Source organism: uncultured Dechloromonas sp. (assembly GCF_945957265.1).
Lineage (GTDB): Bacteria > Pseudomonadota > Gammaproteobacteria > Burkholderiales > Rhodocyclaceae > Azonexus.
On record NZ_CAMFKO010000003.1, the window covers coordinates 111017 to 132934 of the forward strand.

Sequence of the window (21918 nt, forward strand, 5' to 3'; positions counted from 1 at the left end):
GCTCCCGCACAAGCAAGCCGCCAAGATTCTTGCTGCTCGACTCGGCAGAGCGTGTCGCCGTCCTGCCAACCAATTTCATCCAGTCCCTGGAACAATTACCCAAGCGGATGGCCGATGGCACCCTCGAACTCTACGCAGGCCGTATCCGTGATTTTTGTTCTTTCCTGGAAGTGCACAAGGTCTTCGGCCAAGTTCGTGTAGACGACGCGATACTCGCCGTAGGGCTTCCTGTGCTGGACGAGTTTTATCGTGCGTGCAATGCCAAGGGCCTAGGCAGCTCAACCGTTCGAGGGTACGAAGTTGTACTAAAGATGTTTACGGACTGGCTGACTACAGAGGAAGCCAATAGGGTCAAAGCCCATGCCCTTTATGAGAACCTAGGCTACAGGACGGCAACGCCTAGTAAGAGAATGCCACGCTATCTCACGGTAGATGAAGTCATCACCTTATTGCAGGGAATGCATTGGGAGGTGCAGCGACTCATCGGACACTTCATCTTCGACACGGGCCTTCGGGTTTCAGAAGTGCCACGTGTGTTGAAAAGTGACCTTCCCCTCATAGAGCAATACCCTGCAACCCAGATGTATTTCCCGCTATTCGTCCGCGGGAGCAAGGGACACGGTGGCGAAATCAAAGAGCGATACACAATCATATCCAGAGCCATGCTGGTCCGACTCAATCGCTACCTCAAAACGCGAACATATTTCACCAACCATGACTGGCCGGAAGCAGCTAAGCCTGCCTTTTTGAATACCTACGGCGAACCAATAACTGCCGAGGCGATTCAGAAGTGTATTGCCGATGCACTCGGTCGTACTCGACTAACCGCAGCTTCTCCTCACCGACTGCGCCACGGGACGGCATACTCAGTCATGAAATCAGAGCACGGCAAGAGCCTGCTAGACAATCTAGTCGTACTTCAACGCGTCCTTGGCCATAGCCAGCTGTCGACTACTGAAATCTACGCTCATATTCCAGCCCCAGTCTTACATCGGATGACTGAGGATGGAGCTCAAGGCGAAATTCGCTTCCGCTTCGAGGAGGCCCAAAAAATCCTGGACGCAACGTACCTACCCGAGAAAAAACAACCCAAGGTTCGCAAAATTGGAGTCCGAATTGGCTGAGCTTGAGAACATCATCCCACTCGACCTGCGCAAATACGGAAAACCTCCAGAACCAACTGTAGCGCATCCGTTTGCCCAGCTCGAATGGATTTTCGACAAGCGCAAAGACCGAATGTCAAATGAGAGCACAAAGAACAATTATCAGTCGGCAAAAACCTTCTTCATCCAGCACATTGAAGCTACCGAGGGACTAATACCTTACCGTTTGGCTGAGAAATGGGATTCGCTCGCGCTCTTACGCTTCAAAGAGACACTCCAGGCACGCATTCGTGCAAAAGAAATACACCTGAGTTCCCATACCCTTACTGGGCATTTTAGTGCGGTAAGGCAGGTGATGTCAGAGGCTGCCGCTTATGGCCTCTTGCATACCAGAACCATCGAGGCGACATCCTGGGGACGCTCGGTTAGTGAGACAGATGCGCACGCCAGTTATTCCGACAAGGAACTCACTCAAATTCTCAATGCTGTAGCGGAAGAGCTCCGGTTTTCGTATACGGTTGCCGAAGGGTACACAAAGCAATCTCCTGAAGTAGGTAGGGACCCACGAGTTGAGCCAACTCGTGGCCGGAACAAGGGCTATGGATATGGCGTAGAGGCGAACATGCGCTGGTACTTCGAAAACGTCCTCGATTGCGAACCGATACTAGGCTTTGGTCCAACCAAGAAGGGACACGCCAGATTTCTCAACGCAGCCCATGAATATCACGGTGGGCTACACAAGCTATATCGCAGCTGGGGAATTGCAGCCATTCCAGATGATGCCCTAGTAATGCCACTGGCCATCAATCTCTTGTATCTGACGGGACTCAACCCTTCGTCCCTCCTGGGGCTAAAGGTCGACTGCTTGCGCGACGAACATCCTCTAACCGGAATGCCCTATCTGTTATTTGAGAAGGAACGCTCAAATGGAGAGAAGGAATTACATCTCCCTCTGCTTGAAAAACGAGAAGAGCGCGGCCTCAAAAGAAAGCAGACGCTACAAGTAAAGCGCGTTATCACGACGATATTGAAGCTCACCACCAAAATTAGAGACCGACTGCCAGAAAACGACCCGCTGAAAAACCTCCTGTTCATCCATGGTTCCACTGGAGCACATGCCTATACCAGAACGCTGCCTCTTACGAATGGCAGAACGTCTGCCTGGTGTAAATGGATGGTTGAGAAGTACGACCTCCGCAATGATGAAGACGGCCCCCTAAATTTCAATCTGGTGCGGTTTCGCTCAACGAAACTCACTGAAATGGCGCTGGAAGGGCGAGATTTTTTCGAAATTCAACAGGTAGCTCGACATAAGTCCATAGTCCAAACCCTGCGGTACATAGCTGCCAATCGGCTTGATGAACCAGCAAGAAAAGTTGTCTCAGAGGCGCTGGCACAAATTCGAGCCAATCAGGCAGAAGTGTTCTCCCCCCGAGAACCCACAGCGGTTTCACCCGACCCCATCAATCTATTCAGAGGACTCATCGCTGACTGCAAAAACGTCTTTGACCCACCGGACCGGGTTAAGCGTGCCGTTGACTTTGTGCCCGGGCAAGCATGCACACGCTTCAACATGTGCCTGTTCTGCCGAAATGTTGTTGTGCTGAAGGAGCATCTGCCATCACTGGTGGCATATCGCTCCCAGATTCTTGCTGCACAGGCGAACAATGTACAGAACCTTCCGCATGCCCATCTTTACAACCAAACGCTGTCTGTCCTGGATGACTTACTCAATCCCGAAGTGAGTCAATTTACAGCGGACGAAATTGAGTGGGCATTCGACATGGCGACCACCATCGACGTTGTGGTTGACCCATTGCTTTATCGAGGAACATGCCAATGAAGGACAGCGCAGCATTACGACTTGAAGATGTCTTGGCGGGCCGTCCTTTCATAGAAGCAAAGACTCGAGTGTCAGCCAAGTCTTGCTTCTTTGATGACCAATGGGACTTCACCAACAATAGCGTTGCGCGCCTTTCGTCTGTTCCAGAGTCTCGGCTCCGAATCAACTGGGGCATGTATTGCGCTGATGCTCAAGGAGAGCATGACGACCATCGTAGTGCGCTCATAACCAAAATGATGGTTGAGGAACTAAAGATATTTAGTTACCTCTACCTCAACCTTCCTTCGGCATTTGGCCTTCACGGAACCCGGTCGGCAAAGCCTCAAACACTGGTTGTCATGGTCAGGGCACTCGTTTGCCTGTTCTCAGACGTTTTGCAGCGCTACCAACTGGACGACTGGATTAGCACAACACGGCACCTTAGCCCCATTCAGTCAATAACCGACCTATCGCTACGGGCCATATCGACAACCTTGGCTGACTCCCCGAGAGCGGACGGAGTCGCAGTAAAGAAAGGCCTCAAACTCCTAGCCAGCCCCGTCATGAAGGCAGCTTTCCAGCAACGTACGCTGCAATGGAACACCCAAGACATCAAAGCACTTCCCGCCAAAACCTCTAAAAAGAGGAATGACTACCTGCGGGTCATGCCAAATGACCTGTTTCGGCTGCTCTCAAATACCGCCTGCTCGGACGTACTCGGCTTCCTGCGCTTCATCGGAGAGGAGGCACACGACAAATCAGGCAAACCGTTTGAACCTAAGTTCTCTAACAGCTTAATTGATGGTGCCGCTCTGATATCTGATTACATCGCGCTACGGCAAGACGATAGAGAATTTGCGGCACGCACTGGGAAGAAGCGGACAGGACCTTCTGCAAAATCCGCAAAATTCAAGCGTAATTATGGTGTTGGTCGTAAGCAGGTATTCAGTTGGCTTTACCGAGTACAACGCGCAGCCTTCACGGTTATTGGACTTTATACCGGCGCCCGTTATAGCGACCTAACCACTTTCACCAACCAGTGTATCCAACTGCTCCATGGGGTTCCCGTTCTAACGGGAACGCATATCAAACATCAGGCACTGGATGCCCCAGAGGGCGTCGACTTGTGGCCAGCCATACCAATAATGCGCGATGCCGTCACGTGTCTTGAATATATTGCTCGGGCAACTTTCAATCCCTTCTTGCTATCTGCCTCAGAGACCGTCCCACTCGGAACTACTCCGCGAGCGCTTTCGCTAAATGGGTTTACTGGTGCAATAACAAATTATCTGCATGAAATAGACACTTCCAACAGATGGGCCGACTGGAGCATTAGCGCCCATCAGTTGCGTCATACATTGGCCCATCAGCTCGCTCGAGCTGATGTGGGACTCCTGTTCATTGCACACCAGTTGAAGCACCTTCATACCGCCCTGCACGCCTTACCGCCTAATGTGACGATGATGTATGGGAATGTTGGAGACTTGGCAACGCAACGAGCCCTTCACTCGGATTCAGCATACCGTGAAGCTGCCCAGGAGTTGTATAACCCTGACCGTCCAGTCGCAGGAGGAGGCGCCGAAGCATTCATTGAGCGTAGGAAGGCGTACTTTGAGGGTATGGCAGCCCAAGGCTGGACGGTAGATGAAGTCATCGAGAATCTGGCAAAGCAAGGCTTGCCCTTTGCCAGCGTCGGCATCGGCTACTGCGGAGGCAGACGAGATACGCTACTAAAGGATGGTAAAAAGGACACTCCGCCATGCATTGGGTCGCTTCAATGCAACCCAGGCGTCTGCAAACAAGCGGTGATTACCCGAACTCACGCCCCGGTCTGGCGCAAAATTCTCGACCAGAACCGTGAACTGGCCGCAACCCCCCGTATGGCTCACGCAAAAGAACTTTTACTCGCTTCAGTGCAAGCTGCGGAGCAAGTTTTGGCACAGCTCGGTCAGATGGCCGAAACGGAGCAATCATGACAAATTCCGCTATCCCGGCTGCACTCCAAGAGAAAAACGAACAGGAATTTGTCGAAGTAACCCGGCGAATCCAGGATGCCTTGGCCCGAATTGAAAGTGACCCAAAACTGAAACCCACCCAGGATGTTTTAGCCAAGTTGGCCGATTGCAGTCGAGGCACCTTGAATAATCGGAAGTGGCCATTGGACCAACTCCGGAAAATCAAAGGTGCGCGTAAAGCACCTTTAAATGTGACTATCGAAGAAACAGCTTCCGGTGCCAAGGAAGAATCTCGTATCGAGCGCTACAAACAGCAGCTGTGCGACAGCAGGGATGAAGTGCTTCTCTGGAAAACACGGTTCGACGTTGCAGCCCAGCAGCTGGCTCAAGCGCAGGAGCTAATCCGCATTCTCCAAGCAAGAGCGACTGCGTTCGAGCAAGAAATAACTTCCCTGAAAAAAGCTTCCAGCGCAAAGGTTGTCCAAATGTCCTCGAAACAGCCACAATAGCTAACTTTATGCGTAGGGTTACGCTAGCCACAGCGCCGAGCTATACCTAGTACCAATCTCGGTACTAAAGGAAAGAACATGAAACAGTATCTCAACCTCGTTCAGGACATTTTTAACAACGGCGACTGGCAAAACAACCGCACCGGCATTCGCACCCTGAGCATTCCCGGTGCAATGATGAAATTTGACCTCCAGGAAGGTTTTCCGGCAGTTACCACCAAAAAACTGGCCTTCAAGTCCGCAGTCGGCGAACTGGTTGGTTTTCTGAGGGGTTACCGTAGCGCAGCTGACTTTCGTGGCCTGGGCTGCAAAGTCTGGGACCAAAATGCCAATGAGAACGCCCAATGGCTGGCCAGCCCCTATAGACTCCAGATGGACGACCTAGGACCGGTGTACGGCGTTCAATGGCGCGAGTGGCCTGCGTATAAGCTGCTTGACCAGAGCCAACCGCAGGGGGCCGCTCAGCTTGCAGATGCACTTGCCAACGGCTACAAGCAGGTTGGCGTAGTCGAGGATGTAGGTGAGCACGGCACGACAACGAGCGTGCTACTTTACAAGGCGATAGACCAACTACGGCAGTGCCTAGATACCATCATGAGTGACCCGGGTAGCCGTCGAATCCTCTTCCATGGCTGGAACTGGGCTCAGCTTGAGGAGATGGCGCTCCCGCCATGCCATTTGCTGTATCAGTTTTTGGTCAACGCGGCAAAACGTGAAATCTCGCTATGCCTCTACATCCGTAGCAACGATGTAGGGCTCGGAACACCGTTCAATTTGACGGAAGGTGCCGCCCTACTTCATCTGGTTGGCCGCTTGACTGGGTATACCCCGCGTTGGTTCACCTACTTCATCGGAGATGCTCACATCTACGAAAGTCACGTAGAGATGCTTCAAGAGCAGTTGAAGCGTGAGCCCTTCGAGGCACCCAAGCTGGTTTTGTCAGACCGTATTCCTGACTACGCGGTGACAAGAAAGTACGAACCTGAATGGCTGGAAAAAGTTGAGCCGAGTGATTTTTGGCTCGAAGGGTATCAGCACCATCCGCCACTCACGGCGCCTATGGCAGTCTGATTGTTATCTCAAACGGGGCTTCGGCCCCGTTTTTTCTGGTCGAGCACTGTGTCGAAATAGCCGTACCTCAAGCAAATTCACTACACCTATTTTATGCCCAAGAAATACAATAAGCACTTGTGCTTTCAGTGGATTGCATGAGGTCTAAGTGCTTAAAACCAAGGGATATGAGATGGCGACCGAAGTGCTGAACGAACAAGAAGAAAAGGCGAAAACGGAATCGCCCATGGTAGACCTAAAGGTAATTGTGGACCCCACAACCGGGTACGCTGCAATTCAAAACAATATTCCAGTTGTTCGCTCTCTCATCGTTAAGAACAACAGCGAAGAGGCGCTGAACTCCCTTGCTGTCCTGGTTTCCTGCACCCCAGAATTCGCACAAGGCGCCCGCTTTCACTTTGAGCAACTTGCTCCGGGAGAGTCTCGAACAATCTCCCCAGTCGACCTTCAGCCTGACCATACTTACCTCATCAAGCTCGACGAAGCCGAGAAAGCCTCTATTCGAATAAAAGCTGTAGCAGACGGTAAAACGCTGTCTGAACTCAATCATTCCATTGAGGTGCTTGCGTACGACCAATGGGCCGGAACTCGTAGCCTGCCCGAGTTGCTTGCAGCCTTCAGCATGCCGAACTCGGTCGTGGTCGACCGCTTGCTTGGCAAAGCATCTGCGCTTCTGCGTAAGAGCGACGCAGGGCTGTCGCTTGATGGCTATCAATCCAAGAACCGTGAGCGGGTCTGGAAACAGGTTTCGGCCATTTACAGTGCGCTTCTGGCCGAGGGCCTGCACTACTCAAATCCGCCTGCCTCATTTGGCTCAGATGGCCAGAAGATTAGAACGCCAGAACGAATATTCGATGGCCGGGTGGCAACCTGCCTCGACCTGGCGATGCTCTTTGCCTCCTGCTTTGAGCAAGCAGGGCTGCACCCAGTTGTTCTCTTCAAAGAAGGCCACGCATGGATTGGAGTATGGCTGATTGAAACGAGTTTTCCGACGTCAGTCGTTGATGACGTGATGGCCGTGAGAAAACGGGTCAAATCCGGTGAATTCCTGACACTTGAGACGACAGGCACCGCCTCAGACCAGAAGCCGTCTCTCCGCTGGGCATGTTCAACAGGGGACGCGTACCTCAACGAAGAGGAGAAATTCCACTACGCCATCGACATTCGTCGCGCTCGCGAGCTTCAGATTCGAGCGCTTCCCTCTCGCTCGACGGCGCAAGAGCCAACTGTCGTAATTGCAGAAGAGGCACCTCCTTCCATTGAGGATATGCCGGCACTACCGCCGCTGGACCCGGAGCTATTGCCCCCAACTGAGGTTTCCACCCCAGATACCCCAGAAGGCCGCCTGGCCAAATGGAAGAGCAAGCTACTCGACCTCACTCTGCGCAATCGGTTGCTGAACTTCAAGCCTAGCAAGAGCAACCTCAAGGTCATTTCCCACGACCTAGGTGCATTGGAAGACAGGCTTTCAGATGGGCGTGAGTTTAGAGTCAAAGCTGCACCGCAAATCATGGACGGCACTGACCCTCGTGCTGCGGCTGTCTTCAAAGGACGGACCGGACAAACGGCTATGTTGGCGTTTGCTGAAGACGCGCTCGCCAAAAACGAACTGGTCGTCGATGTTCCAGAGGACAAGCTCGACGACCGACTGACCGAGATTTTCCGGGCAGCCGAAACCGGCAAGGAAGAAGGCGGGGTCAATACGCTCTTCCTGGTCTTTGGCCTACTGCAGTGGCGGGAAGACAAAAATTCCGAAGCCAATCACCTCGCCCCGATTCTGCTCATTCCCGTGACTATTACCCGTCAGTCGGTGAGAACGGGCTTCCGGCTCACCCGGCACGATGATGAGGCGCTGGTAAATCCCACCCTGCTTCAAAAACTGGCCAACGACTTCCAGCTCAAGATGCCGTCATTCGAGGCTCTGCCCACGGACGACAAAGGCCTGGACGTAGAGAAAATCTTCCAAACGTTCCGGCTGGCCGTCACTGAACTGCCAGGCTGGGAAGTGAAGGAACAGGTGCATCTGGGCATTTTCTCCTTCACGAAGTACCTGATGTGGAAGGACCTGCAAGACCGCCAGAAACAGCTTCAGGAAAATGCTGTCGTTGCTCACCTTATCAACAATCCGGGCAAGGCCTTCAGCGAGGCTGACCCAGAATTTGCAGCGGATACGCTGGATGAGCGTTTCGCTCCACAACAGCTGTATACCCCGATGCTGTCGGACTCGTCGCAGCTGCGTGCTATTTGCGTGGCGGACTCGGGAAGTAATCTGGTCTTGGAAGGCCCCCCGGGAACTGGTAAGAGCCAGACCATCACCAACCTGATTTGCCACTTGTTGGCGACCGGCAAAACGGTGCTCTTCGTGTCCGAGAAAATGGCGGCGCTTGAGGTCGTCCATCGACGGTTGAACTCCATCGGGCTTGGGCCGTTTTGCCTCGAATTGCACTCAGCGAAAGCCAAGAAGTCTGAAGTGCTCACTCAGTTGGGCAAGGCCTTGGATGCCGGCAATGCCAGAACAGTGAAGGATTGGGAGTTAGAGGCTGAACGCCTCGCTGGCTTACGCGGTGAATTGAACACTTTGGTTGGCGCGCTTCACAAAACCCATCCAAACGACCTGTCCATCTACGATGCGATTGGGACGTGCATCAAACACACCCACTGGAAACCTGCTGCCCTGGATTGGACCGACCCTAACCAGCATAGCCGGAAGGACCTCGATAGCCTGCGCACTCTGTGCCGACAAATGGCAGCCCTCGCTGGTCAGCTTCACGACCTCAGCGCCCATCCGCTCATGGCTATTAAGCGGACGGCCTGGACGCCCACTTGGGAGCAAGAATTGCTCGATGCCGCCCATAGCCTTTCAGCAGCAGCATCCACGACTCAAGAACTGATTGCGCCATTTCTCCATTTGTTGGGAAGACCAGAAACTGGCTCATCGTGGTCCGAACTGGCGGCGTTGGACCGCCTTGCCGATGTATTGTTGAAAGCGCCAAATGTTCCGGTCGGAGTTGCCCGAGCGGCAACCGATGAGATTGCTCGAAATCGGCTGAAGATGCTCCGCCATCATGGCCTGCAGCGCGAGGCCGCCTGGAAAACCTTTGAGGGCTCCTACAGGGAAGAAGTGGCGAACCTGAGCGGCCAAGAACTCGAAATACAGTGGGGTGAGGCCAACAGTAGTTGGTGGCCCAAGAGTTGGCTTGCCAAACGGGCGTGCCTGAAGCGCTTCGGGCTATACCGGATTGACCAAAAAACACCTGGTGAGAGCGAAGCTAATGACCTGATTGCGACCCTCCGCAAGCTTAACGACGAAGACAAGGCCCTATCAGCCATGGGAGCGGAGGCAACTGCGCTTCTCCAGGATGAGTTCAACGCTCACAAGACGGATTGGAATGCTGTTGATGCCCATGAAAAATGGGCTAAGGAATATTCCGACGCCCTGGCCCAACTGGCGGCTGGCGACATTGCCCTCCACGGCGCCTTGTTGAGCAAACTCTTGCCCTACGTGACTGAGAATCGGTCGATGCTTCGGGCTGACGGTGTTTTGGGAGGGGCCTTGGTTCGCTATCGCGATGCCCAGCGGCAACTGGTCAGCGAGGCGCATCATGTCTCAGAGCTGAGTGGAGCCAAAGACTCGCTTATCGAAGAGCCCCATGCTGCGGGAGCGATTCAGCGCCTGCTCGCACAACTACAGGGATGGCAACATGCGGCCCACCAAATCCAACCCTGGTGCCTCTGGCAAAACAACCGGGAAAAGGTCATCAGCGCCGGCCTGCCGGGCATTGTTCGCTCCCTTGAAGCGGGCGAGGTTGCGCTGGCGGATGTTGCCGAGTTCTTCGAATATACCTATCAAAGCTGGTGGGTCCGGAGAGCGATGGACAGGGAGCCAGTGCTTTGCGCATTCTCCAGCGCTGACCACGAACGCAAGATTGCCGAGTTCAAGGAATCTGACGAGCGCTTCCAGAAGCTGAGTCAGCAGTATGCCGTTGCAAAGCTGTCGGGCCAGATTCCCTCCAGCACTGCGTTGGCCCCTGGCGCCGACTCGGAAATGGGTAAGCTTCGTCGGGAACTGACAAAACAACGAAACCACACGCCAATACGGCAACTGATTAAGAATCTACCAACGCTGTTATCGAAGCTGAAGCCTTGCCTGTTGATGTCCCCCTTGTCGGTTGCACAGTACCTTGAAGCGGGGCACCAGCAGTTCGATGTGGTCATCTTCGATGAGGCCTCACAAATCCCGGTTTGGGATGCCGTTGGTGCAATTGCACGCGGCAAGCAACTGGTTTGTGTTGGTGACCCCAAGCAGCTTCCTCCAACCAATTTCTTCAATCGTGTCGATGAGGATGACGCGAACCTTGGCGAGGATGAGGTACAAGACCTCGAAAGCATTCTGGACGAATGTTTGAGCATCGGCCTTCCCAAACTCGGCTTGGATTGGCACTACCGTAGCCGGCACGAGAGCCTCATTACCTTTAGCAATGCAACTTACTACGATAACCGGCTGGTTACGTTCCCGTCCCCGGTGACGGAAGATACGGCCGTTCGCCTAGAGCGGGTGACGGGTGTGTATGACCGAGGCGGTTCGCGGACCAACCGCGCCGAAGCCGAAGCAATTGTGGCCGCCATCGAAAAACACTACCTCTCGCCCGAGGGAAAGAAGCAGTCTCTCGGCGTGGTGACTTTCAACCAAGCCCAGCAAGGCCTGATTGAAAACCTGCTGGATGCCCGTCGCCGGGCCTCGACCAAGCTCGACCAGGCCATCGCCGAAAGCACCCTTGAGCCGCTGTTCGTCAAGAATCTGGAGAACGTCCAAGGCGACGAACGGGACATCATTTACTTCTCAATTACGTATGGCCCGGATGCAGCAGGTAAGGTGGCCTTGAATTTCGGCCCGCTAAACCTTGAGGGCGGGCATCGCCGGCTGAACGTCGCCGTATCGCGTGCAAGACAGGGCGTTGTTATCTTCAGCACCCTGATGCCAGAGCAGATTGACCTTTCACGGGTTCGGGCTGCCGGGGTTCGGGACCTCAAAAATTACCTCGATTTCGCAATTCGAGGACCGCGCGCGCTCATCGAGCAAATCAATCCGACTGGGCTGGAGCCGGATAGCCCATTTGAAAAGCAGGTTATCAATCAGTTGCGAGAGAAGGGCTGGACGGTCCATTCCCAAGTCGGGGTATCGGGTTACCGCATCGACATTGGCGTTGTGGACCCACGTGCTCCTGGCCGCTATTTATTGGGTATTGAGTGTGACGGGGCGACCTATCATTCGGCTGCCACTGCTCGCGACCGCGACCGGCTACGCCACCTCATTCTGCAAGGGCTTGGTTGGGAGTTGCACAGGATTTGGTCTACTGATTGGTGGCGGAATCCAAGCGAGCCGATGCAGAAAATTCTGGCCAGACTGGAACATCTGGTGACCGTTGCGCCCTCTGAAGAGGAAGCTCCCGAGGAACCCAAAATTGAAAGTGCGGAGACCTCCGAGGAGGCTCTTGAGGTCGCAGCATACGCAAAGATGGTTCAACCAGAGCCCGTCCCGGAACAAAAGCTTCCGGCATACCGCAGTACCGAAATTTCCGGAGGCCACCCGGACCATTTTTATGACCCGGCATCTCGGAAGATTCTAGCTGGGCAGCTTTCACAAGTAATTAACGCCGAAGGACCTATTGCCGATTCTGCGCTGTTCCGGAAGGTCGCTCGCGCTTGGGGCCTAGCTCGAACTGGAAGGCGTATTGAAGAACTGCTGCGGTCTCTTTTGCCTGCCATGGCAGTTAGAACCATGGAAGGGGAAACCACCTTCTATTGGCCCGAGCTTTCACAGCCCACGCAATGGCAAGAATTCCGACTAGCGGATGACGCCGAGGACAGCAAGCGGCAATTAGGTGAAATCTGCCTTGAAGAACTCGCCAATTTGGCGGTTTTTATTCTCTCGGAGCACGGGGCAACCAGCATCAGCGAATTGGCTAGGACCATTTGCCGTCTTCAGCGAATTGCTCGTACCTCAGCAGATGCGGAGGCGCGAATTATCCGAGCCCTAGAAGCTGGACGGGCCAAAGAAATGGTAAGAATGAGCGAGGGGTCCGTCAGCCTCATCAGATAACTCTGCTCAGAACGAAGGCCAAGGAGCCTCTGCGTTCGCAGCAACCTCAAGTCAGGCAACTTTTAGCGCAGCCCTGGCCTGGTCCTCCGCTACGCTATTTATACAGGGGGAGCAATAGCCAGTTTCATTCGTGCAAAATGCCGCTCGTCACACTCTTTAATCAGCGCCAGAACATCTCGCAGTACCTCCGGTGCTTCTCCAAGAGCTGATGCATCGTCATGGCCTTCGCCTATCTGCTCGGCGTGAGAGTGTGTGTCTAAAAATCTCTGGATGCGAGTTTTCTTGGGACCGTCAAAGTCGACAACTTCAAGCCGCGCATGCAGAGTCTTCTGGTCAGGCACCTTGAAAACCAAGAACGCCTCCAACAAGCGCCGAGCCAAATTGGGAAGTTCATAATAAGACTGCAATGGCGCCCCACCTGGGAGCCCACTCGCCTCAACCACCCGTTTGAATAGGAAGTGGTATTCGGATTCGTAGTCACGGAGGAACGGGTCCAAGGCCTCGAGGGCAGAGTTGCGTTGCCCATCTCTATAGGCTGCTCGCAGCATGAAGAATCTAGCCGGTTTTTGGCCCCGCCCTCTGTTTAGATGGCCAAACCAGTTCTTAACCTGCCGTAGAAAGGTGTAGTTGTGGGTTAGGACAAAGAGCTGCCCAGCGTCACATAGCCTTCGCTTCATAAAGCCAAAAGCACTGTAAATTGCGTTTGTATCAAGACTCGAGATAGGGTCATCGACAACAACGATGCCATGTTCAAGGTCGAAGGACCGGTCTTGCAGCGACTTTAGGAAGTACAGGAAAGCGATGGCAGTTCGCTCACCTTCACTAAGGTTTGTAGCGGCGCCATCGCACCTGACGAGGCGGTACCCGTTGTCCTCCACCGCCACCTGGATTTCATCGTGTCCAAGATAAGCCACCAATTCACGGTTTAGTTCATCAGCAGGTTGACGATGGTCACGGATGTCCGTCTCAAGTGCCAACATGTCCAGTCGAGCGTTGCCCCATGACTCCTTGGCTGCCGCGTGCAACTTGGTTGCATCTTCCAAACGAGTCTGCTTCTCGGACCACCCGGGTAATGCGACAGACAACTCATGGAGATGCAAGCGCTCACGCGTGGACTTCACCTGCTCAGCAAAAGACACCGTCTTGGAGTTATGCTTAGCAAGGAGAGCATTGACGCGCTCGAGAGCGAGCCTTCCCATGAATTCACCCAGAGCTGGCAATCCTGCAGACAAGGCCTCCATGAGTCTCGCCAATATGGACACGTCGTCATCAGGAAGGCCGCTGCCACCGCTTAAGAGACTCCTGAGGTCAAGGCTCTCGAAGACTCGCTCTTGCTTAACTCTCACGGCTCTCGCAAGTGCTAGCAGTCCAGAACGGACATTATTCAAGTGGAGTTTGACTCCACCGCAGGCCTCCTCATATTCGCGCCGAAGCTCCGGGTAGAGGTCCTTACTACTAGGTAGCGTAACAACCCCAATGGCATTAGCCGCATTTTCGATGCGTCCAACCAGCGCCGCTAAATTTTGGTTAAATTGACGAAACTGGTCGTTAAAGTGAGCCTCTAGTTGACGCAGGCGTGTGGCCGGCAGCGGTTGATTGCAGAACTTGCAGGCGGCAGCATCGCCACCCTGAATATGCAGCGACAAACCGCTTTGGACCCAACTTGCAACCGTTGGATTGGCTGCCAACTCATCAATGACGGCGGATACAACACTTGCTCGCAGAGCATCTTGCACTTCCTGCTGGAGCTTCAGCAGGTCGGGAAAAGCAACCACTGCTAGTTGCACCGATGGCAATGCTTGGGCGTCCTTCATGTCGAGCAGTGCTTGTCGCTCTTCTGGGGCTAATTGAGCAGCCGGCGAAGCGCCGAACCGCGACATGTTCGTCCTAAAGTCAGCGGCGTTGTAGTTATTGAAGCTGCCACCGGGCGCAACCAGCAGATTCTTGATGGAACGTGCTGTAGCTGTTGCGTAGTCGTCAAGGTCCTTTTGGGCTTTGGTTTCTTGGGCAGCGGCTATCCTGACGGCCTCAGTGAGGGCAGGAAGGTTTGCTTTGATGGCATCGAGCTGACGCTGTTTTTCTGCGCTCTCCTCACCGAAAACATACACGGGGGGTAGCTGGCCAAGGGCACCTCCTGTACTCTCAAAAACGCTACGCGCGACCGTGTCACGACTAAAGACGCGGACTTGTGGCAATCCGACTTGAGAAAGGTCTTTGCCTGCAACAGTGGTGCCATCCAGAACAAAGTCGACGTCACCTTCAAGAACTGCCGTCCCCGTCTGAAGGGACTTCAACAGTCCTGACAAGGTCGTTTTGCCCGTACCATTCCAGCCGTACACAAGATTAAAACGGCCAAACTCTTCTAGCGTTATCGGCCAAGTGAAGTTCTTGAAAATCCTGTGGCCGCGAATTTTTCCGAAACGCTCCAGCTTCATCGCCTCTCCCTTGTTTATGTCATTATCTTAATGCATAAACTTAAGGACAGAGGTTATCGTCGGGCTTGGCCGGCGCGCCTTTCTGGACCGCCACGATGTCGCCCTCAAAGAGGCCGGCGTCCTCCATGGAGTCCCCGCGTGTGAAATCGCAGGCTACTGACCACCGAATCGCCCGCACTTGACCGGCTCCAATCGACCCCAAGCTGACATTCAGCCCCCATTTACGCGAGGACTGCTAGCGGTCGCTGAGGTTCGGCAAGAGCTGTATTTAACTCTTCCGTGCAGGCAACCAAAGTGAAAACCTGGTTACCCCATCAGTAGAATTGACGCTGACGCTTCCGTTATGTGCCAAAGCAATGGATTTGGTAATCGCCAATCCCAAACCAGAGCCTTCCCCTGCGCGTTGCCGAGATGAGTCGACTCGGTAGAAACGGTCGAACAGTCTTGGCAGATGTTCTGAAGGTATCGTTTCTCCGCTATTTTCAATGCGGACTCTGACTTTCTCATCCTCAATCTCAAGAGCAATGTTGATAAAACCATGTTCTGGCGTATGGCGGATTGCGTTTGAAAGCAGGTTGCCGACCGCTCGCCGCAGCATTAACCGGTCTCCATCAACTTCGGCGTTGCCATGCAACGTCAATTGCAAGTGTTTTTCGTCAATCAGCGGCTCGTAAAACTCAAGCATGCCCGATATTTCAGCTTTGAGGTCTATGGGCTCTTGTGTCGGCACCAGGAGATGGTTGTCGGCTTTGGCCAAGAAAAGCATGTCGGCGATAGTGCGAGACAATCGCTCAAGTTCTTCCGCGTTCGATGCAAGAACATCCTGATATTCATCAATCGAGCGTACCTTGGAAAGCATGACCTGCGTTTGAGTCAGCAGGTTGCTGACTGGCGTTCGCAATTCGTGGGCAATATCTGACGAAAAGTCAGATAACCGGTCAAATGACTCCTTGAGACGGCCCAGCATGTCGTTCAGCGTGTTGACTACCTCAGCCAGTTCGGCCGGAATCTCGCCTGCTTCAATCCGCTGGTCCAGGCTGTTAGCTGTGATGTCCGATGCCCGACGGGTAATGTTTCGCAACGGGTCCAGTCCTCGTCTGGCAGCTAACCAACCCAGGAATCCACTCAGCAAGGCAGCAAGCGTTACGACGGCCCACATCGTTAGGCGGAACGACTGCATGAAATGCTCGTGGTGAGTAAGACTGGTTGAGAGGAGCACCGCCACTGGCGCCTCGCCTTCAGCGCCAGTTGGAGCTAGGCCCGAGATGCCACGATAGTGTTGCTCTACCTTTCCCTCCCAGGTTCTAGGAAGGGGGTTGTCTTGTTTTGGCGGAAGATTCTTTTGCGGGAAGTCTGCACGCTCAGACAAGTACAGTTTCTTGCCGTCGGAGCTCCACACTCCTACCGCTAGACCATGGTGACCAACCAAGGCTGCATCCAGCTGCGCCGGCAAACCATCGAAGTTTCCTTCAGCGCGCGCTGAAATGACCGCGTGTTGAATGAGTTCAAGCTTTCCCTCGAGTAGCTCCAGGTCCATGTCCTCGAAGTGACGTTCAACCAACTCGGCGATAACTAATCCCAGAATCAGAAGAACACTGGATGAAACGACGGCAAAGAGTAGAGTTAGCCGGGCGGTCAGTGATTTCCTTCGGCGTTGCATCATTCGGCGGTTTCCAGCACATATCCCATGCCGCGAACAGTGTGGATGAGCTTCAATTCAAAGCTGTCATCAACCTTGGCTCGCAGGCGACGTATCGCCACCTCGATAACGTTGGTGTCGCTATCGAAATTCATGTCCCAGACCTGGGAGGCAATAAGCGACCTCGGCAGGACTTCCCCTTGGCGGCGCAGCAGCAACTCCAACAGTGAAAACTCCTTGGAGGTGAGGTCGATTTTTTTGCCAGCCCGAGTAACCCGACGCCGCATCAAGTCAAGTTCCAGGTCGGCTGCTCGCAGCACGTCGGCCTCTTTGGTTTTGGAGCCTCGTCGCAGCAGGGTGCGCACTCGTGCCAGGAGTTCCGAAAAGGCAAACGGCTTGACCAGATAGTCGTCAGCCCCCAGCTCCAAACCCTTCACCCGGTCATCGACGGAATCGCGGGCGGTCAGGAACAGCACCGGCATGTCCTTGCCTGCCTTGCGAATGCCCTGCAATACCTGCCATCCCTCAATGCCCGGCAGCATGACATCCAGCACGGCCAAGTCGTAGGCTTCAGTCAGGGCAAGATGTAGTCCATCCAAGCCGTCTCTGGCCAAGTCGACCATGAAACCGGCTTCTGTCAGGCCCTGCTTAAGGTAATCGCCTGTTTTCGGCTCGTCTTCGACGACCAATATCCTCATCGAACTACTCCCTGTGACTCATTTCCTGCGACTTATTCTGCTCTCAGGCGGCAGCTTAACCATCCAGATTACGGAAATGTAATTTTTCGGTCAGTTTCTGGTTAGGTCACTTTCCCCAAAATGGTGCATATTGAAATCAGGGGACGCGTATGAAGCAATTTTTGTTGGGGGCAGCCTCTGTGATTGGCCTTGGGGCTATTGCGGGCTTTGGTTATATCCAGAATGGCGGTCTCGATTTCGCGGCGGATAGGACACACTCAGATGGCGTGACCAAACTGATTGCCTGGGCGCGTGAGCAATCCATCACGAGGCAAGCGAAAGACATCGTTCCCCCCGGAGATTTGGCGTCCGGAGAGCGTATTCGCCGCGGTGCGGGCAACTACGAAGCCATGTGCGTTGGTTGCCATCTCTCCCCTGGCATGGAAGACAGCGAGATACGCAAAGGTCTGTATCCCGTTCCGCCCAATCTCGCCTTGGCAGATGACGCAACGAATGCGTCAGAAGGCGATGGACGTCGTTTCTGGATTATCAAACACGGTATCAAAGGCTCCGGCATGCCGGCATGGGCTGCAGGTGGTATGGATGACGAAGCCATCTGGGACCTGACGGCTTTCATCAAGGTGCTACCGAAGCTCTCAGCCAACGCGTATGAGGGCAGTGTTGCTGCAAGCGAGGGGCATTCGCATGGCGGCATGCCTCATGAGCCCGCGCTACAACAACCGTCGGAGAAGGGACATAACCATGAGAGCCACTCCCACAGCCGCCACAAACACAGCCACTAGGGCCCATGCTTACAGAAATGTAATTTTGGGGTCAGGTAGCTGTTGGTTGCGCCTATCTAAACTCTGTTCCTATACGTTAGCCCTCACTGCTTAACGGAGACCGAAATGCTCAAGACCAGACCTCTCATCATTGCCTTTGCTTTGTTTGCTGCCATCCCACAGGCCCATGCGGCCGAGCGCGTCGAGGTCTTCAAGAGCCCTTACTGCGGCTGCTGCGAAAAATGGGTTGAACACATGCGCAAGGCTGGTTTTGACGTCGTCACCAAGGACGTTAACGACGTGCCTGCTGCCCGGAAATTGACCGGCATGCCGGAACGTTTTGGCTCCTGCCACACTGCCAAGGTCGGTGGCTATGTGGTCGAGGGGCATGTGCCCGCAGCCGATGTCCAGCGCCTGCTGAAAGAAAAGCCCAAGGCCGTCGGCCTAGCCGCACCCGGCATGCCCCAAGGTTCGCCGGGTATGGAAACCAATCATCCACAACCGTATGACACGCTGCTCGTCCAGGCGGACGGAAGCCACAAGGTTTTCGCAAAACATTAACCTTTATCACAAGGAGAACACTTATGAAGAAATTGATTGCCTCCCTTTCCGTTATCGGCGCTTTGGCTCCCGCAATTGCGTTGGCCGCTGACCATGGCGCGCATGCCGGTCACGGTGCAATGCACGCTCAGGCTGCGGAATCCCCGCTCATCGACGGCCTGGTGAAAAAGGTGGACAAGGCTGGAGGCAAGCTGACCGTCTCCCATGATGCATTGCCCAACGGCATGCCAGCGATGACCATGGCGTTCAAGGTCAAGGATGCTTCCTGGCTCGACAAAGTGAAGAGCGGACAGAAAATCCGATTCGCATCGGACAACATCAATGGTGCAATGACTATCGTCCGCCTGGAACTGCCAAAGTAAGAACATGTTGGCACGCGGTGCCAGCGTAAAACATCACGAGGACAAGCCGATGAAACGAATAACACCCTCGCGCAAACTCCTGTGCGCCGCGCTTACAGCATCTTGGTGCCTGGGTGCCCAGGCCCAAGTTCAACCGGGCAGCAATGTTGAGAGCTTGCTGTCGATGGCACGAGAAGGAAACCCCGACTTCGCCAGCATGCGCTACGAAGCTGATGCCGCCACTGAGCGGATTACCCCAGCCGGGGCATTGCCTGACCCTAAATTGCGCACCGAATTGATGGACATTACCAAGGGCGGCTCGCAAAGCGCCTCCCTGTCCCCCAGCCGGGTCGGTAGCACGCGCTACACCTTGATGCAGGACATCCCCTGGTTCGGAAAACGCGACCTCAAGCGCGAAATTGCCGAACTGGAGGCAGAGGGCGCCAAGGGGCGCGCCTACGGCACCTGGAGCGAAGTCGCCGCCAAAATCAAGACCACCTACGCGCAGCTCTACTACCTGAACCGCAATGAAAGCCTGACCAAGGAAATTCTCGACCTGATGGTGCGCCTGGAGAAAATTGCCCAGGTTCGCTACGCCGGCGGCCTGGCAGCGCAGCAGGACGTTATCCGGGCACAGGTCGAACAGACTTCGATGCGTAACGAACTCATCGCTATCGAGACTGAACATCATCACCTGAAGACACGCATGAACGCCTTGTTGGGGCGCCCCGCTGCTGCGCCATTGGCCATGCCGGAATCCCTGCGCCCCTTGCCGGCTCCCGCCCAACTTGACTACGCGACCCTGGAAGAGCGTGCGCGGACCCGGAACCCGATGTTGTCGGCCGAAGGCCACCGAATCGCAGCCGCCGAGAAAAGCCGGGAACTGGCCTACAAGAATCGTTATCCCGATGTGACGGTCGGTGTTGTACCGAACCAGATGCAGAATGAAGTGAAGCAATGGGACTTGATGTTCGAAATCAACATCCCTTTGCAGCAGTCCAGCCGACGCGCCCAGGAACGCGAGGCCGAAGCCATGGTGTCGGCGAGCCGAGCAAAACGTGATGCCACATCCAACCAACTCCTGTCCGACCTCTCGGCCAACCTCTTCGAACTGGAAGCGGCCCGGCGGACCGAACGCCTGACTACCGACAGCTTGCTACCGCAGGCTGAACTGACTTTCAAAGCGGCGCTGTCGGGCTATGAAACCGGCAAAGTGGACTTTGCCACCCTGCTGGATGCCCAGCGCCAGATTCGCCAGGCCAAGCTCAACCAAATCAAATCGCGTGCAGAGGCCCAGGTTCGCCTCGCCGAAATCGAACGCATCCTCGGAGAAGAACTATGAACAAGGGAGTGATTGCCGCTGCCGTCGTGGCTGCATTGGCCGCTGGTGGCGGTTACTGGGCGGGCCAGAAGAATAGTTCGCTTCCACACGCCGAGGGGCCTGCCAGCATGACGGCCGATGCGGGGAAGAAAGAACGGAAAGTTCTTTTCTACCGCAATCCGATGGGTTTGCCTGATACCTCGCCGACGCCCAAGAAAGACCCCATGGGGATGGACTACATCCCGGTCTACGAAGGCGAGCAAGATGATGAACCGGCTTCCGCCAACCAAATCAAAATCAGCACCGAGAAGATTCAGAAGCTCGGGGTGCGTACCGAAGCGGCAACGCTGCGTAACCTGGACAAGGTTATCCGGGCGGCCGGTCGAATTGAGCCCGACGAGCGCCGCACCTATGCCATCTCGCCCAAATTCGAAGGCTATGTTGAGCGTCTGCATGTCAATGTGACCGGTCAGCCGGTGGGCAAGGGGCAGCCGCTGTTTGAGGTTTACAGTCCGGAACTGGTCTCGGCGCAGCGCGAGTACGCTATTGCCGCCCAAGGCGTCGAGAGCCTGAAGGGGGCTGATGGGAGCACTCAGGACGGGATGCGTCAGTTGGCCGACTCCAGTCTGGCGCGTCTGCGCAACTGGGACATCTCGGAAGAACAAGTGAAGTCCCTCGCCAAATCCGGTGAAACCCGGCGCACGCTAACCTTCCGTTCGCCAGTCAATGGCATCGTGACCGAGAAGAAGGCCGTCCAGGGCATGCGCTTCATGCCCGGCGAAGCACTTTATCAAGTCACCGACCTCTCGTCGGTCTGGGCCGTCGCTGATGTCTTTGAACAGGACATCGCTTGGGTCAAGCCTGGTGCCAAGGCCAAGGTCAAAATCAATGCCTACCCTGACAAGAGCTTCGAAGGCACCATCAGCTATGTCTATCCGACCCTGAAAGCAGAAACCCGGACCATTCCGGTTCGAATTGACTTGCCGAATCCAAACAACCAACTGAAACCGGGCATGTTTGCGCAGCTTGAGTTGCCAACGGCGGCCAAGGGTGCGGTAGTCACCGTACCGAATTCAGCGGTCATCGATAGCGGCACGCGCCAAATCGTTCTGGTGCAAGCCAGGGAAGGCCGTTTCGAACCGCGCGACGTCAAGCTCGGTGCCCGCAGTGATGAGCGTATTGAGGTACTGGATGGGGTCCGTGAAGGCGAGCAGGTGGTCGTCGCCGCCAATTTCCTGATTGATGCGGAGAGCAATCTGAAAGCAGCCGTCGGCAGCTTCGGGCATTCCAGTCATGGTGGCGCGGCCGCGCCCGAGAAACCTGCCGCAACCAAGGTTGGCCATCAGGCCGAAGGCAAGGTTGAGGAAGTCGATACGAAGGCAGGCACGGTCAGTGTGACGCATGGCCCGGTGGCGAGTCTGAAATGGCCCGGCATGACCATGGAGTTCAAGGCTGCCAACGAAGCCATCCTCAAGCAATTAAAGCCCGGTGCTGCGATTGATTTCGAGTTCGTTGAGCGCGGTCAGGGCGAATGGGTCATCACCTCGGTGAAACTTGCCAGCCAACCGGCCGGCAAGGCCAACCCGCACGCCGGTCACTGAG

Annotated in this window: 14 protein-coding genes; 11 read left to right on the forward strand and 3 right to left on the reverse strand. The window is 54.8% G+C overall.

From position 1 onward, the window contains the following. Nucleotides 1–107 precede the first annotated feature (107 nt). From Q0P59_RS03155 to Q0P59_RS03180, 6 genes are all read left to right on the forward strand, one after another. The gene (locus tag Q0P59_RS03155) at nt 108–1124 is read left to right on the forward strand and encodes a tyrosine-type recombinase/integrase (RefSeq protein WP_295003468.1); all 1017 of its coding nucleotides are present in this window, start codon (nt 108–110) and stop codon (nt 1122–1124) included. Then, nucleotides 1117–2946 carry a tyrosine-type recombinase/integrase gene (locus Q0P59_RS03160; protein ID WP_295003472.1) on the forward strand — a complete coding sequence of 610 codons (1830 nt, stop codon included), beginning with the start codon at nt 1117–1119 and terminating at the stop codon, nt 2944–2946. The genes Q0P59_RS03155 and Q0P59_RS03160 overlap by 8 nt, the downstream gene beginning before the upstream one ends. Further along, the gene (locus Q0P59_RS03165) at nt 2943–4901 is read left to right on the forward strand and encodes a hypothetical protein (protein WP_295003474.1); all 1959 of its coding nucleotides are present in this window, start codon (nt 2943–2945) and stop codon (nt 4899–4901) included. The genes Q0P59_RS03160 and Q0P59_RS03165 overlap by 4 nt, the downstream gene beginning before the upstream one ends. Continuing rightward, nucleotides 4898–5389, forward strand: coding sequence for a hypothetical protein (locus Q0P59_RS03170; protein WP_295003476.1), 492 nt, complete (start codon nt 4898–4900; stop codon nt 5387–5389). Before Q0P59_RS03165 ends, Q0P59_RS03170 begins: the two co-directional genes overlap by 4 nt. A 78-nt stretch (nt 5390–5467) precedes the next feature. Beyond that, entirely contained in the window at nt 5468–6460 is a 993-nt protein-coding gene (locus Q0P59_RS03175; protein WP_295003478.1) for a thymidylate synthase, read from the forward strand. Between the two features lie 148 nt (nt 6461–6608). Continuing rightward, complete coding sequence (locus Q0P59_RS03180) at nt 6609–12560, forward strand: DUF3320 domain-containing protein (protein ID WP_295003480.1); 5952 nt, start codon at nt 6609–6611, stop codon at nt 12558–12560. Between the two features lie 98 nt (nt 12561–12658). Here the strand turns inward: Q0P59_RS03180 and Q0P59_RS03185 are convergent, their stop codons facing one another. From Q0P59_RS03185 to Q0P59_RS03195, 3 genes are all read right to left on the reverse strand, one after another. After that, nucleotides 12659–14995 carry an AAA family ATPase gene (locus Q0P59_RS03185; protein WP_295003484.1) on the reverse strand — a complete coding sequence of 779 codons (2337 nt, stop codon included), beginning with the start codon at nt 14993–14995 and terminating at the stop codon, nt 12659–12661. 268 nt (nt 14996–15263) lie between these two features. Next, on the reverse strand, nt 15264–16658 hold the full coding sequence (locus Q0P59_RS03190; protein WP_295003486.1) for a heavy metal sensor histidine kinase: 1395 nt from the start codon (nt 16656–16658) through the stop codon (nt 15264–15266). Further along, complete coding sequence (locus Q0P59_RS03195) at nt 16655–17332, reverse strand: heavy metal response regulator transcription factor (RefSeq protein ID WP_295003488.1); 678 nt, start codon at nt 17330–17332, stop codon at nt 16655–16657. The genes Q0P59_RS03190 and Q0P59_RS03195 overlap by 4 nt, the downstream gene beginning before the upstream one ends. Before the next feature lie 149 nt (nt 17333–17481). Here Q0P59_RS03195 and Q0P59_RS03200 point away from each other — a divergent pair, with 149 nt between their 5' ends. The 5 genes from Q0P59_RS03200 (at nt 17482) to Q0P59_RS03220 (ending at nt 21917) form a co-directional block, all read left to right on the forward strand. Beyond that, nucleotides 17482–18114, forward strand: a complete 633-nt coding sequence (locus Q0P59_RS03200; protein WP_274740279.1) for a cytochrome c — start codon at nt 17482–17484, stop codon at nt 18112–18114. 105 nt (nt 18115–18219) lie between these two features. Beyond that, a complete protein-coding gene (locus Q0P59_RS03205) occupies nt 18220–18654 on the forward strand; it encodes a DUF411 domain-containing protein (RefSeq protein ID WP_027458354.1) in 435 nt (144 codons plus the stop codon). Nucleotides 18655–18677: 23 nt separating this feature from the next. Then, nucleotides 18678–19016, forward strand: a complete 339-nt coding sequence (locus Q0P59_RS03210; protein ID WP_027458355.1) for a copper-binding protein — start codon at nt 18678–18680, stop codon at nt 19014–19016. A 4-nt stretch (nt 19017–19020) separates the two neighbouring features. Beyond that, nucleotides 19021–20337, forward strand: a complete 1317-nt coding sequence (locus tag Q0P59_RS03215; protein WP_295003493.1) for a TolC family protein — start codon at nt 19021–19023, stop codon at nt 20335–20337. Beyond that, nucleotides 20334–21917 carry an efflux RND transporter periplasmic adaptor subunit gene (locus Q0P59_RS03220; RefSeq protein ID WP_295003495.1) on the forward strand — a complete coding sequence of 528 codons (1584 nt, stop codon included), beginning with the start codon at nt 20334–20336 and terminating at the stop codon, nt 21915–21917. Before Q0P59_RS03215 ends, Q0P59_RS03220 begins: the two co-directional genes overlap by 4 nt. The last annotated feature ends 1 nt before the right edge of the window (nt 21918 follow it).

What these genes read in the sequence shown, in the direction of transcription:
- Q0P59_RS03155 (WP_295003468.1), top strand. Translation starts at nt 108, where the DNA reads ATGGCCGATGGCACCCTCGAACTCTACGCAGGCCGTATCCGTGATTTT.
- Q0P59_RS03165 (WP_295003474.1), top strand. Translation starts at nt 2,943, where the DNA reads ATGAAGGACAGCGCAGCATTACGACTTGAAGATGTCTTGGCGGGCCGT.
- Q0P59_RS03170 (WP_295003476.1), top strand. Translation starts at nt 4,898, where the DNA reads ATGACAAATTCCGCTATCCCGGCTGCACTCCAAGAGAAAAACGAACAG.
- Q0P59_RS03175 (WP_295003478.1), top strand. Translation starts at nt 5,468, where the DNA reads ATGAAACAGTATCTCAACCTCGTTCAGGACATTTTTAACAACGGCGAC.
- Q0P59_RS03185 (WP_295003484.1), bottom strand. Translation starts at nt 14,995, where the DNA reads ATGAAGCTGGAGCGTTTCGGAAAAATTCGCGGCCACAGGATTTTCAAG.
- Q0P59_RS03190 (WP_295003486.1), bottom strand. Translation starts at nt 16,658, where the DNA reads ATGATGCAACGCCGAAGGAAATCACTGACCGCCCGGCTAACTCTACTC.
- Q0P59_RS03195 (WP_295003488.1), bottom strand. Translation starts at nt 17,332, where the DNA reads ATGAGGATATTGGTCGTCGAAGACGAGCCGAAAACAGGCGATTACCTT.
- Q0P59_RS03200 (WP_274740279.1), top strand. Translation starts at nt 17,482, where the DNA reads ATGAAGCAATTTTTGTTGGGGGCAGCCTCTGTGATTGGCCTTGGGGCT.
- Q0P59_RS03205 (WP_027458354.1), top strand. Translation starts at nt 18,220, where the DNA reads ATGCTCAAGACCAGACCTCTCATCATTGCCTTTGCTTTGTTTGCTGCC.
- Q0P59_RS03210 (WP_027458355.1), top strand. Translation starts at nt 18,678, where the DNA reads ATGAAGAAATTGATTGCCTCCCTTTCCGTTATCGGCGCTTTGGCTCCC.
- Q0P59_RS03215 (WP_295003493.1), top strand. Translation starts at nt 19,021, where the DNA reads ATGTTGGCACGCGGTGCCAGCGTAAAACATCACGAGGACAAGCCGATG.
- Q0P59_RS03220 (WP_295003495.1), top strand. Translation starts at nt 20,334, where the DNA reads ATGAACAAGGGAGTGATTGCCGCTGCCGTCGTGGCTGCATTGGCCGCT.